We start from the raw sequence: 11,883 nt of genomic DNA on the forward strand, positions 1-11,883 counted from the left end.
GGCGAACGGTCGCGGAGCCGCAGCGGACGGCGGCCCTGAGGATTCCGCCCCCGGGCCGCAGCTCAGCCGTCGAAGCGGCCGTTCTTGGTGGCTCGCAGGAACGCGGTCCACTGGTCGGTGGTGGCGGTGAAGTGCCCCGCGCCCCGATCCTTGCTGTCCCGCACGGCGGCACCCCCGGCCACCCCGCCGACCTCGACGCACGCGGTCTGCTGCCCGGACCGAGAGGACTTCCGCCAGCCCGTCACCTGCTGTTCCATGAGCTCTACTCCTCTGCGCGCTCGATGTGGGAGGAGATGAGATCCGTGGTCTGCTCCTCGCTCATCACTTCCTGCCGGAGAGTACCGACGGCATCGCGGTACGCCGAGATCGTCGCCGGGCGAGAGATGAACACGCCGCTCGCCAGCATCTCCACGTGCACGATCGGCGCGGCTTGCGGGAACTCGAAGAACATGAAGTGGCCACCCCGCAGAGGCGTCCACCGGTGCAGTCCGCTCGGTAGCACTCGGATGGAGATGCCGGGTTTCTCGGCCAGCTTTCGGAGATGACGGAGCTGGTCCACCTGTTCTTCCGGCGCGCAGACCTGATCCGTCAGAGCTTGCTCAGCCAGGATCGCCTCGAACTTCGGTCCGTTCCGCTTCTCCAACAGGTCGCGGCGCCCGGCCCGCAGCCCGATCTTCGCTTCGCGCTCGGCCGCGGGCAGATCGCTCATGACGGCCCGCGCGTAGTCCGAGGTCTGCAGCAGGCCGGGGATCAACAGCGGTGCGACTTCGGTGATCGCGGTCGCGGTGCGCTCGTACTCGATCAGCGTCACCAACTCGTCGCGGACCCCGGGTATTCCAGGTCTGAGCCAGTCCGGATCGTCGACCTCGCGCGCGATCCCGACGAGGCGTTCGCGCTCGGTGCTCGACAGTTCCAGCGCGGAGAGGATCGCGCTGACGTCTGACTTCGTGCGGATCCGCTACGCGCCGGGCCTGGTGGGCGAGACCCGCCGGGTCGTGCACGCGGGTGTTCGCCGCCCGGACGGGGACTGGGGCACGCTCTGCGCGGCGGTGCTGCGCGCGGACGAAGCGGAGCTCGTCGACGGCCTCCGCGGCATGCCGTGCATGGTGTGCGTCCGCACGACGGCGCTCCGGTCCGCCGCCGCGCGCGCCGAACTCGGCTTCGAGGCACCGGCGTGACCGGGTGGGCCTGGCTGACCTCGGAGTGGTGCTCGACCTGGCACCTGGTGGGTCGTGGTGCGCGGGGAGCGGTGATCGTCGCGACCTGCGGGCACCCGCTCACCGGCCGGATGTCGCGCGTCCTGGACATCCCACCGCCGGACGGGCGCGAGGTGTGCCAGTCCTGCGTCGCGGCGGTGGCGCACGACGACGAGCCGGGAACGTCGTCCGCATTCGAGATCGCCTTGGTCGTGCTGTCCGAACGCCGCTCGTTCCACGCCGAACCGCCGCCGGAGCCGCCGATCGCCTGGCCCGAGCAGGACCCGGACGCGCCGGGCCGGATCGCGACACCGCAGTGGCTCCCACCGATCCCCGGATTCGGCCGCCGCCTGAGCGCGGCGGCCTGACCCGGACCGCGGCCGCCGTCCGCAGCCCCCGGCGGCAGGCCGCGCCTCGCCGGACTCGCTCCCCCGACCGCGAGCTCCGGCGAGGAACCCGGCCCCGGTACCCGGAACCCCTTCCCCGACGGGTACCGGGGCTTCGGGCCGGTGACCGGCCCACACGTCACCGGTCCGGAAGGCCGCCCCCCGGCCACGGCCGGGCCGCCGGTCAGCGGGGTGTGGTGTCGGCCGGGAACTCCTCGGTGCCGAGGACCAGGAGGAGGTCCAGGCGTTCGCGGGTGTCGGTGTCGGCGGGGGTGAGGACGAGGAGTTCTTGCCGCTGGTCCGGGGTGACGAGCGTTTCGCAGTCCATCAGCAGCGGCCCCACCCGCGGGTGCACCAGGGTCTTGCGGTCGGCGCGGCGGACGGCGACCTCGTGCTCGTCCCAGCGCCGCCGGAACTCGTCGCTCGCCGCCCGCAGGCGGTCCACCAGCGCGGCCACCTCAGGATCGTCCGCGCGGCGGCCCGCGGTCGCCCGCAGGTCCGCGACCAGCTGGTGGGAGTGCCGGTCGTGCTCCTCCGGCAGGTGCCGCAGCTGCACGTCGGGGTCGGTGAACCAGCGGTGCACCAGGTAGCGGCGGTCGCCGGTGAACCGCGTCTGATCGCCCATCAGCGCCAGGCTCGCCGGGTTCTGCGCCAGCACCTCGCCCAGGTCGGACAGCACCAGCGCCGGCGTGTCACCGAGCAGGTCGAGCATCCGCACCAGCCCGGCGCGGGCCGTGCGCGCGGTCGCGGCCGAGTGCGGCGGGTGGTGCCCGGCGAGGTGGAACAGGTGCGCGCACTCGTCGTCGGACAGCCGCAGCGCCCGCGCCAGCGCCCCGAGCAGCTGCGTCGACGGCTGGCTGCTGCGGCCCTGCTCCAGGCGCACCACGTAGTCCACCGACATGCCCGCCAGCATCGCCACCTCCTCCCGGCGGAGTCCGGCGGTGCGGCGCCGCGGCCCGGCGGGCAGCCCCACCTCGGCGGGGCGGACCGCTTCGCGGCGGCGGCGCAGGAAGTCGGCCAGGGCATCACGGTGCACGTCGCCATCTTGCTCCCGGTCGCGGACGGCATCCAGGGAGCGGCTCTCCCACGATGAACGCTCGCTCCCGCACCGCCCGGAATCCGCGCAAGGTGGACGGCGAGACCGACGACCGAGGAGAACACGCCATGCGGCAACGAAAGCTGGGGACGGCCGGGCCGGTGAGCTCCACGCTGGGGCTCGGCGCGATGGGCATGTCCGGGGAGGCCTACGGCACGGCCGACCGGGCGGAGAGCATCGCCACCGTGCACCGCGCGCTGGACGAGGGCGTGACGCTCATCGACACCGGCGACTTCTACGCGATGGGCCACAACGAGCTGCTGCTCGCCGAGGCGCTGCGCGGGCGCGACCGCGAGGACTACCTGCTGAGCGTGAAGTTCGGCGCGCTCCGCGGCCCCGGATGGCGCTTCGGCGGGCAGGACAACCGGCCGGAGGCGGTGCGGAACTTCCTGGCCTACTCGTTGCAGCGGCTGGGCACCGACCACATCGACGTGTACCGGCCCGCGCGGCTCGACCCGGCGGTGCCCATCGAGGACACCGTCGGGGCGATCGCCGAGATGGTCGAGGCCGGGTACGTGCGCCACATCGGCCTGTCCGAGGTGGACGCGGAGACGATCCGCCGGGCCCACGCGGTGCACCCGATCGCGGACCTGCAGATCGAGTACTCGTTGCTGTCCCGCGCGGTGGAGGCCGAGGTGCTGCCGACGCTGCGCGAGCTCGGCATCGGCCTGACCGCGTACGGCGTGCTGGGCCGCGGCCTCATCTCCGGGCACTGGAGCGCGGAGCGCAGCGGTGCCGCCGGGGACGCCCGTGGAGCCTCGCCGCGGTTCTCCAGCGGCAACGTGGAGCACAACCTGGCGCTGGTGGAGCAGCTGCGCCGGGTCGCGGACGAGAAGGGCTGCACCGTCGCCCAGCTGGCCATCGCATGGGTCGCCGCGCAGGGGGAGGACGTGGTGCCGCTGGTCGGCGCCCGCACCCGCGACCGGCTGGCGGAGGCGCTGCCCGCCGCGGACCTGCACCTCACCGCCGAGGACCTGACCGGGATCGAGGCCGCGGTGCCCGCCGGTTCCGCCCGCGGCGACCGCTACCCGGCCGCGTTCATGTCCGAGCTCGGCGTCGGGAACTGAGCGGGTCGCCACGCCGGGCACCGTTCGCTCGCGGAACCCGGCGCGGCGCCGACCGGCGTTCGCACCCCTCCGGCGAACGCAGGCCGCAGGCCGGGGTCCCGGTCCCGGCCTCACGCGGTCGCCGCGCTCCGGCGGGCCGCGATGGACAAGGTCAGCGCTTTGCGCAGGTGCGGCAGCCGCTCGTCGACGTGCGCGGCGACGGCTTTCGCCGCGTCCCGGTGCGCCCGCCGCTCCTTGCCGGTGAACGCGGTGCGCACGTCGCCTTCGAGGGCGAACGCGGCCAGCACCACGTCGTGCGGTTCGTGCGCGGTGGGCGGGCGCCCGCCCAGCACCACGTCCCGCACCCGGTCCTGCACTTCCCGGACCCGCCCGGGGTCGGCGGGAGCGATGTCGTGGACCGGGAACAGGCCCAGCGCGCGATGCCGCTCCGCGGTGATCACCCCGGCGGCGGCGAGCCGGTCGCGCACCGCGCCCTCCGCGTGCTGGAAGCCCGTGTCGATGAGCGTGGTCCAGCGGCGCGGCCGGTCCTCGCGGACGGCGTCGAGCACGTGGGCGAGGAACGCGTCCTCCGGCGCCGCGGCCGGGGTGCGTTCGGCCTTGCCGCCGCCCTCGCGCAGCAGTCCCCGTTCGACGAGCTCGACGACCGCGGCCGCGCGCAGCAGCGATCCGCGCACCAGAACGCTCGCCGCGTCGAGCTTGCCCTTGTCCACGTCGTAGGACAGCAGGAACATCCGGTCCGGCAACGACTCGTTCACGGCGTCTCCTCGTCTTCCGGCTGCGGCATCGGGTCCGCGGCCAGGATCTGCTCCAGGTGCACCAGGACGTTGATCTGCGCCGGGTTGTAGAGGTCGACGATGGCCTTGCCCATGGTCTCCCGCGCGAAGCGCGGGCCGCTCGGCGCGTCGACGTTCGCCTTGTGCAGCCCGGGGAACTCGCGGTACAGCTCGCGGACGAACGGTGCGGTGCGCTCCGCCAAGGCCCGGCAGGCGGCGTCGTCGGCGTCCGCGGGCAGCGCGTCGAACTCGGCGCTCATCGGGTCCGGCGGCATGTCCTGCAACATGTCCGAGTAGGCCTGCACGCCCTGCGGGCCGAGCACCCGGGACATCACCACCACCAGCGAACGGTCCGCATCGGACAGCGTCGCCTTCTTCGCCGCCGGGGCGAACTCCCTCGGCAGATCGGTCGGCACGGACTGGCGGAGGATCAGGCCGAGCTCCACGCGGGCGCGTTGCAGGCGTTCGATCGTGGTGGCGAGCTCCGCGTCGAGGGTGCGCAGCGCCTCCTCCGGGTGGTCGTCGGTCTCGCCCATCTCCGCGATCTGCGACAGCGAGAAGCCCAGGTCGGTGAGCCGCTTGATCCGCAGCACCCGCACCAGGTGCGTGACGCCGTACTGCTTGTAGCCATTGGCGCGCCGCTCGGGCTCGGCCAGCAGCCCGACGTCGTGGTAGTGCCGCACCGCCCGCAGGCTCGTCCCGGCCAGCTCGGCGATCTCGCGAGTGCTCCACGCCACTTCCGACACCTCATCGTTCGCATCCGTCCGACGCGACCGCGCCGGGCACCAGTAGTCGAAACCGTGCCGCTGCGGCATGGTCAAGCCCGGCCGCCCGCAAAATCGGAAAAGCGACCCGGGTCACAGCCGGAGTCGCCTGGCTCGCCCCGCGGAGGACCGCCGTTCCGGACCCGCTCACCCGCGGACCGCTCCCCGCGGCGATCCGGCCTGCGCGACAGCCGAGGGTTTCCCCGACCGCCCGAACGCGGCGGGATCGAGAACCACCCGGCCCTGGTTGGCTCCGAACCCGACCGAAGGAAAGGTCGGCCCCAGCGCCGGCGCCCGGCTGCCGGTGTCGCCGCGACAGGTTCCGCGCGGCACCGCCCGTACCCCGAGCAGCACGGCCCGGCGAACGCGGGAGGGGTGTCCGGCACCGACGTGGGAGCGCCGCCGAACACCCCTCCCGGACGAGACCCCACGCCGCGTGCGTGGTGCGCGAGCCCGATCCGCAGGCGCCGCGGATCGGGCTCGCGTCTTCGGGCGCGCGCTCGCGGTTCCCTCAACACCGGCACCGTGCGAGCCTGCCGACCGCCGGAGCCCACGACGACGGCGATCGGACGCCCCGGAAGAGGCCGTCCCGGCCAGTGGACCGCGCCGCTTCTAGTGCCCCGGACTCACAGGTTCGGGTCGTCGCGCACGGTCAACTCGGCCAGGTACTGGTCGCGGTTGCTCAGCAGCGGGTACGAGGGCATCGGCAGGTCGAAGGAGTGGAGCAGGTCTCGCAGCAGGTCGCGTTCGGCAGACGTGACCGCGAGACCGTGCTTGCGCAGCGTGCCGATCAGGCCGTACGCCAGTTCCGCTAGCTCGCCGACGTGGACGAACGTGCGGAACTGCGTCACCCGGTCTGCGGGCAGGCGATCGGACAAGCTGTCCACCAGGGCTTTCGCCGTGTTCACCGCTGCGGTGGTCGCCACGTTGGCACTCCTTGGTAGTCGGCCGCCGGACGCGTGATCCGGTCAGCCATCGAGCAGTTTCCCTGTCGGCATGTCGCTACGCGAACCCATCTGCCAACCCATCATCCCTCTCCCGCACCTCGGCCTCGTGCGCCTGCTCGGCTTGCTCGCGCCTCCGTTCGGCGGCCTCGTGGCGCCTCTCGGCTTCCTGGTGCTCCTGCTCGGCCTGTCGCGCCAGATCGGCTTCGGCCTGGTCCTGCATGAGTTCCTGGCGCTCCCGCTCGGCCTCAGCCCGGTCCTGTTCGGCTGCCGCGCGTTCCCGTTCGGCCGCCTGGCGTTCTTGCTCGGCCTCTCGCTCGGCAGCCTCATCACCATCGCGATGGGCGTTGTCGGCGCCCTGCTCGGCCTCCCGCGCTTCGTCCTCCGCTCGCCGTTTCTCGGCCTCCGCCTGCTCCTTTTCCTGCTCGGCCTCTTCCTGCCGCTGCTGGTCGAGAGGCGTGATCGGTTGCGGTACGCCGTCCTCGTCGTTGCGGCGCACCCCCTCACCCGCTACCGGGTAGGCGGTCCTGATCCGGCCGTCCTCCTCCACGATGACTTCTGACTTGACCCCGTCCTTCGTCCCCTCGACCTTCCAGGAGGTGCCACCATCGGGGTCGGTCTGCTCCACCGGGCGTGCATCGGGATTCTTGGCTATGTCCTCGGCGTGGGACGTGATCTTCTCGTCGCTCCAGCCGTCGGGGTAGATCGACTCGTTCGGCTCCCTGCTGTCCGGGGCGTGCTGATCGAGGATGTGGTTGTCGCTCTTCCAATCCCGGTGGATCTCGTCCGGATCGGGATGGTCGCCGGGCAACTCGTCCCACTTGCTGCCCGACGCGGTGGGGGCGGCCGCCGTCTCGAAGTCCGCAGGCCCGCTGGCCGTTTCGAGGCTGAGTGCGGTGTCGTTGTTGGCCTGCCGCGTCTGCTGCCTGCTCCGTCCCAGCAGTTCGGTCGCCGCCTGCTCTTCCCCCTGCTGCCAGAGCCGAGCCGCCTCGGCCGCATTGCGCTGGCCCCACTCCAGGGTGTCCGCGTAACGGGAGAGCGCCGCAGCTGACCTGGCCAGGGCCTCGCCGGCTTCGCTCCACCGCCGCGAGTCCTCGGTCCGCGCAGCGGTGAAGGCCTCCGCCGCCGCCCCATGCCACTGCCCGACGTCCAGCCCGGACAAGCCCTTCCCCGTCGCGGCGAGGGTCTCAGCGAGTTCGTGCCAACGTCGGGCAGCCGCCCGCAATTCCCCGGGATCGCCGGGAACCAGTTCGCTCGGATCGGATGTCCGACCCAGCTCAGCCATCCCGGCTCGTCAGCACCGCGTCGAGTGCGCTGGCGCTGGCCCGGTCCGCTGCCTCGTACTCCGCAGCGGAGCTGACGAGGTGGTCCCCCCAGGCGTCTCCCGCCTCGATGAAACCGGCCACACTGGTCTGCCACTGCGCGCTGAAGGCGTCGATCGCCCGCGCGAGGCCACCGCGTCCCACATCCGCCGCGGCCACCGCGATGGAGCGCGAGTCGAACACGCGCAATTCATCGATCACCTGATGAGCTCGCCCTCCTGCCGCCCGCAACATCTCAGGATCGACAGCGAATCCGTCCCCCATATCGGCTCCTAGCGGATCAACGGGCCGGGCCCGAACATCACTTCCGTGACGTTAGCAGCGCCGGGTGCGCGGACGCGCCGACCGAACGAACACCACGCACCGTCCATTCGTCGCAGCAGCGCCGTTTTCGCCGCTTTCCGCTGTGGTTCCGGAACGGGCGTGGCCGGCCGTCGGCGAACCGGGAGCGGAGATCGCGGGCGGCCCAGGAGATCGTTCGACGGCGTGCACGGCGGCAGTGGCCCCACAGGCGGAGCGCGGCGTCGGCGAGCTCAGCCGCCCGTCACCGCGCGTTCGCAGGACCGAGAACTCGGAGTGCCAAAACGGGGCCGCAGAACCTCGCACGCACGGGCGGGCGGCTCGACGCCCCTTGCGGGAGACCCCGGCGGTCGAATCCGAGCCGACCGCATCCCCGAGTCCCACATGCAGCGGAGCGCCCCCGGCAGGATTCGAACCTGCGACACCGGCTTTAGGAGAGCCGTGCTCTATCCCCTGAGCTACGGGGGCGTGGTCGACGTGTCGACGGTCGAAGGGTACCGGCCGAGGTGCGGCGGGGGACAGCAGGGCCGGGCCGGAACGGGATCTGCGGGGCGTGGCGGTCGCGTATGGTGAGGAGATCGTCACTGGAAAGCGATACCGGCGCTGCCGGTGCGGTCTGGGCCGGTGCGGTCCGGGGGAGTGGGATGGGCAACGAGAACCGCGGCGATGTCGAGCAGCTCGTCCAGGCCGGGTCGATCGGGCAGGTGCACTTCCACCAGCGGGTTCCGGTGGCGTTGCGCGCCGAGGAGCTGCAGCCGGGGCAGGCCGGTTTCGTGGACCGGGAGGCCGAGCGCGCCGAGCTGGACGCCGCGGTGGCGCGCAGCGGGGAATACCCGGCCTGCGTGCTGGTCAGCGGCCCGCGCGGCTCCGGCAAGACGGCGTTGGTGCGGCAGTGGATGCACGAGTCGCCGCTGCGGTTCCGGCACCGGATCTACCTGGACCTGCGTGATCGGGACGCCACGAAGCTGGACGTGATCTCGCACTGCCTGCACGCGTTCGGGCTCGACGTGCCCGCCTCCGCCGACGCGGCCGAAGGGCTGTTCCGCAGCTTCACCAGGGAGCACGACGTGGCCCTGGTGCTGGACGACGTCGCGAATCCGCGGGACTTCCTGCCGCTGGTGCCGTCCTCGCCGGGCGGGCTGCTGGTGCTCATCGCGTGGCGGCAGCGGCCCGAGCTCGCCGTGGACGGCGTGGTGCCGCTCGGGTTGCGGCGGCTCGACGCCGAGCCGGGGGTGGCGTTGCTGCGCACCGGCGCGGGCGCTCGGGTGGACGCGGAACCGGAGCAGGCACGGCGGATCGTGGAGCTGTGCGGCGGGTTGCCGATCGCGATCCGGATCACCGCGGGGTGGCTGGCGAAGTGGCCGACGCGGAAGCTGGCGCGGATCGTGGCCCACCTGGAAGGCGACGGGCGGCTGGAGAAGTTCGTCGAGGACGGCGTGCCGGTGGTGCTGCGGCACTTCGACGAGGTCCTCGCCGAACTCCCCACCGAGCAGCGCGCGCTGCACCGGCTGCTCGGGCACGTCCCGGGGCCGACGTTCGCCGCCGACGCCGTCGCGGCGCTCGCGGAGCTCTCCACCGACGACGCCGAGGACCTGCTCGCCGAACTGCACGAGGCGAACCTGCTGGAGCGCACCGACCAGGACGAATACCGGTTTCACGACCTGGTCCGGCTGCACGCCGAACGGCTGCACGCCGCGGACGACGGCGCGCTGCGGCGGCTCGTGGACTGGTACCGGGTGCGCGGCGCCCACGCGGACCGCGCGGTGCTGGAGCCGCAGCGGCTGCGGGTCGGGCAGGACGACGCGCTGCTCACCGGGCCGAACCCGTTCACCGACGGCACCGCGCGGGAATGGCTGGACCGGGAGCGGGTGAACCTCGTGCACGTGCTGGCCGCCGCGCACGAGCAGGGCTGGGACCGCGCGGTCATCTCGCTCTGCGACGGTCCGCTGTGGACGGTGCACCAGCAGCACAAGCACTACGCGGACGTGGTTCCCGCGCTGGACCTGGGCATCGGCTCGGCGCAGCGGTGCGGTGACCTGGTCGCCGAATCGCGGCTGCGGACCCTGCGCACGCAGCTGCTGCTGGAGCTGCGCGAGTTCGACGCGGCGCTGGAATCCGGGGAGCGGGCGCGGGAGCTCGCCGAGCGGGCCGGGCACCGGCGGGTCCTCGCCTCCGCGCTGGAGTTCCTCGGCAAGGTGCGGACCGCGCTCGGCGACTGGGATGCGGCGCTGGAACTCCTCGGGCGGTCCAGGGAGATCAACCTGGAACTCGGCAAACCCCGCGCCGCCGCGCTGCAGGAATACCTGCTGGCGCGGGCGCTCGTCGGGCGCGGTGAACCGGCCGCGGCGCTGGAGGTGCTGGCCGCGGCGCGGCACCGGCTCCGGGACTTCCCGAACGACCGGCGCACCCCGGACCGCATCCGCGTGGTGGCCGCCCGCGCGCACCAGGCCCTCGGCCGCCACGCCGCGGCCGTCGAGGAGCTCCGCGCCGCGGAGGCGGCCATCCGCGCCCGCGGCGGTGGCCACGACCTCGTCGAACCGCTCGAACTGCTCGCGGAATCCGCGCGGCACGACGGGAACGAAGCCGCGGCACGCGCGGCCCTGGCCGAAGCCGCGGAGCTGCTGGAGACCGCGGGCCACCCGGACGCCGCCCGGCTGCGCGCGCTGCTGGACTAGTCCGGGAGCGGGACGAACGGGTCCACCGGTTCGGGAACCGCGGGGAACGCGGGTTCCGGCAGCCCCAGCTGGGCGTAGAGCACCGCGCGGAGCCGCGACACCGCCTCGACCGGAGGCAGGAACGCCCGCGCAGCCAGGAGTTCGTGCTCCGGGACCGGTTCCGCCGCCGCCACCTCGGACGCCGACGACAGGTGCCGCGCCCGCGCGCCCAGTTCCGCGATCGGCGTACCCGGGGCCAGCTCGTCGGCGCCGAAACCGGCTAGCAGCAGGGGTTTTCCCAACGCCGCCGCGTACAGCGCCAGCGAACCGTGGTCCGCCACCACCACGTCCGCGGCGACCAGCACCGCCCGCCAACCCCGGTGCGGCGGCACCAGCAGCAGACCCGCCCGCCGGGCCGCGCGGGTCCACCGGCCCAGCTGCCAGGCGCTGTGCCTCGCCCAGACGTTCGGGTGCAGCACGAGCGCCACCTGCGCGTCCGGGTGCGCCGTCGTCAGCTCGGCCGCCAGCTCCGGGTGGCGCGCGAACAGCGAACCCGGTCCCCACGTGGAACTCACCAGCACCAACCGCCGGTCGCCGACGCCCAGCTCGGCGCGGTACCGCTCCCGCATCGGCAGGCTGGCGCGCAACCGGGCGAAGCACGGATCGCCCACCACCGCGGCGCGTTCCGCCGCGGGCGGGCACGACTCGCGCAGCAGCTCCAGCTGGTTCCGGTGCGACAGCGCCAGGACCGACGGCACGACGCGTCCACTGTGGAGCAACTGCTCGGCGGACAGACCGGAGATGTCCGCCGCCACACCGGAATCCGTCGGGCGCAGCTTGTGGTAGCCCGCGCCGTGCGGCAGCGTCACCACCGGGACGTCCAGCTCGTGCAGGGCGCCGTTGCTGCTCGGCGACACCGCCAGGTCGACGTGCTCCTGCGTCGCGGACTCCCACGGCAGCGAGCGCATCCCCGCCGCGTCCAGGAAACCGCGCAGGTCCGCGCCGAACTCCGAGCCCTCGGCGACCGCGAACCGCGCCTCCACCCGGAAGTCGTCGGCGAGCACGGCGAAGACGTCCTGCAACCGGTCCAGCGCGGTCAGCGTGCGGACGACGCCCAGCACGCGGCGGCGGACCGGGACCGTGGACCAGCGGTCCGCCCGCTCAGCCACGACGCCACCGGGCTTCCGGGCTTCCGGGCTTCCGGGCTTCCGGGCTTCCGGGCTTCCGGGCTTCCGGGCTTCCGGGCTTCCGGGCTTCCGGGCTTCCGGGCTTCCGGGCTTCCGGGCTTCCGGGCTTCCGGGCTTCCGGGCTTCCGGGCTTCCGGGCTTCCGGGCTTCCGGGCTTCCGGGCTTCCGGGCTTCCGGGCTTCCGGGCTTCCGGG

The 11,883-nt window shown here is 73.3% G+C and carries 13 protein-coding genes and 1 tRNA gene; 4 read left to right on the plus strand and 10 right to left on the minus strand.

Features of this window, described 5'->3' with window-relative positions:
- Window positions 1-62 precede the first annotated feature (62 nt).
- Window positions 63-257: a DUF397 domain-containing protein gene (locus tag LCD33_RS19445; protein ID WP_224967787.1), complete on the minus strand. Its 195-nt coding sequence runs from the start codon at window positions 255-257 to the stop codon at window positions 63-65.
- A 5-nt stretch (window positions 258-262) separates the two neighbouring features.
- Window positions 263-811, minus strand: coding sequence for a DUF5753 domain-containing protein (locus LCD33_RS19450; protein ID WP_224961130.1), 549 nt, complete (start codon window positions 809-811; stop codon window positions 263-265).
- Window positions 812-899: 88 nt separating this feature from the next.
- Between LCD33_RS19450 and LCD33_RS19455 the strand changes: the two genes are divergently transcribed.
- Together LCD33_RS19455 and LCD33_RS19460 are read left to right on the plus strand one after the other, a co-directional pair.
- The gene (locus LCD33_RS19455) at window positions 900-1,178 is read left to right on the plus strand and encodes a hypothetical protein (RefSeq protein ID WP_224961128.1); all 279 of its coding nucleotides are present in this window, start codon (window positions 900-902) and stop codon (window positions 1,176-1,178) included.
- Window positions 1,175-1,564, plus strand: coding sequence for a hypothetical protein (locus LCD33_RS19460; RefSeq protein WP_224961127.1), 390 nt, complete (start codon window positions 1,175-1,177; stop codon window positions 1,562-1,564). Before LCD33_RS19455 ends, LCD33_RS19460 begins: the two co-directional genes overlap by 4 nt.
- A 202-nt stretch (window positions 1,565-1,766) precedes the next feature.
- Here LCD33_RS19460 and LCD33_RS19465 read toward each other — a convergent pair whose 3' ends face one another.
- The gene (locus tag LCD33_RS19465; protein WP_224961125.1) at window positions 1,767-2,618 is read right to left on the minus strand and encodes a helix-turn-helix domain-containing protein; all 852 of its coding nucleotides are present in this window, start codon (window positions 2,616-2,618) and stop codon (window positions 1,767-1,769) included.
- 128 nt (window positions 2,619-2,746) lie between these two features.
- Here LCD33_RS19465 and LCD33_RS19470 point away from each other — a divergent pair, with 128 nt between their 5' ends.
- Complete coding sequence (locus LCD33_RS19470) at window positions 2,747-3,745, plus strand: aldo/keto reductase (protein ID WP_224967789.1); 999 nt, start codon at window positions 2,747-2,749, stop codon at window positions 3,743-3,745.
- Between the two features lie 110 nt (window positions 3,746-3,855).
- Here LCD33_RS19470 and LCD33_RS19475 read toward each other — a convergent pair whose 3' ends face one another.
- The 6 genes from LCD33_RS19475 to LCD33_RS19500 form a co-directional block, all read right to left on the minus strand.
- Window positions 3,856-4,500, minus strand: a complete 645-nt coding sequence (locus LCD33_RS19475) for a GPP34 family phosphoprotein (protein ID WP_224961123.1) — start codon at window positions 4,498-4,500, stop codon at window positions 3,856-3,858.
- Window positions 4,497-5,255, minus strand: a complete 759-nt coding sequence (locus LCD33_RS19480; protein WP_224961121.1) for a MerR family transcriptional regulator — start codon at window positions 5,253-5,255, stop codon at window positions 4,497-4,499. The genes LCD33_RS19475 and LCD33_RS19480 overlap by 4 nt, the downstream gene beginning before the upstream one ends.
- Window positions 5,256-5,908: 653 nt before the next feature.
- Complete coding sequence (locus LCD33_RS19485; protein ID WP_224961119.1) at window positions 5,909-6,208, minus strand: hypothetical protein; 300 nt, start codon at window positions 6,206-6,208, stop codon at window positions 5,909-5,911.
- A 76-nt stretch (window positions 6,209-6,284) separates the two neighbouring features.
- Window positions 6,285-7,511, minus strand: a complete 1,227-nt coding sequence (locus LCD33_RS19490; RefSeq protein WP_224967791.1) for a putative T7SS-secreted protein — start codon at window positions 7,509-7,511, stop codon at window positions 6,285-6,287.
- Entirely contained in the window at window positions 7,504-7,749 is a 246-nt protein-coding gene (locus LCD33_RS19495) for a hypothetical protein (protein ID WP_224961115.1), read from the minus strand. The genes LCD33_RS19490 and LCD33_RS19495 overlap by 8 nt, the downstream gene beginning before the upstream one ends.
- A 494-nt stretch (window positions 7,750-8,243) precedes the next feature.
- Window positions 8,244-8,316 (minus strand) — tRNA-Arg (locus LCD33_RS19500).
- A 176-nt stretch (window positions 8,317-8,492) separates the two neighbouring features.
- Here LCD33_RS19500 and LCD33_RS19505 point away from each other — a divergent pair.
- Window positions 8,493-10,523 (plus strand): AAA family ATPase, encoded by a 2,031-nt coding sequence (locus LCD33_RS19505; protein WP_224961113.1) that lies wholly within the window; start codon window positions 8,493-8,495, stop codon window positions 10,521-10,523.
- On the opposite strand, the gene LCD33_RS19510 is transcribed toward LCD33_RS19505, so the two are convergent.
- On the minus strand, window positions 10,520-11,671 hold the full coding sequence (locus tag LCD33_RS19510; RefSeq protein ID WP_224967793.1) for a hypothetical protein: 1,152 nt from the start codon (window positions 11,669-11,671) through the stop codon (window positions 10,520-10,522). The two genes, LCD33_RS19505 and LCD33_RS19510, sit on opposite strands and share 4 nt — an antisense overlap.
- Window positions 11,672-11,883 lie beyond the last annotated feature (212 nt).

This window comes from Saccharopolyspora sp. 7B, assembly GCF_020177435.1.
GTDB classification, from domain to species: Bacteria; Actinomycetota; Actinomycetes; order Mycobacteriales; family Pseudonocardiaceae; genus Saccharopolyspora_C; species Saccharopolyspora_C gregorii.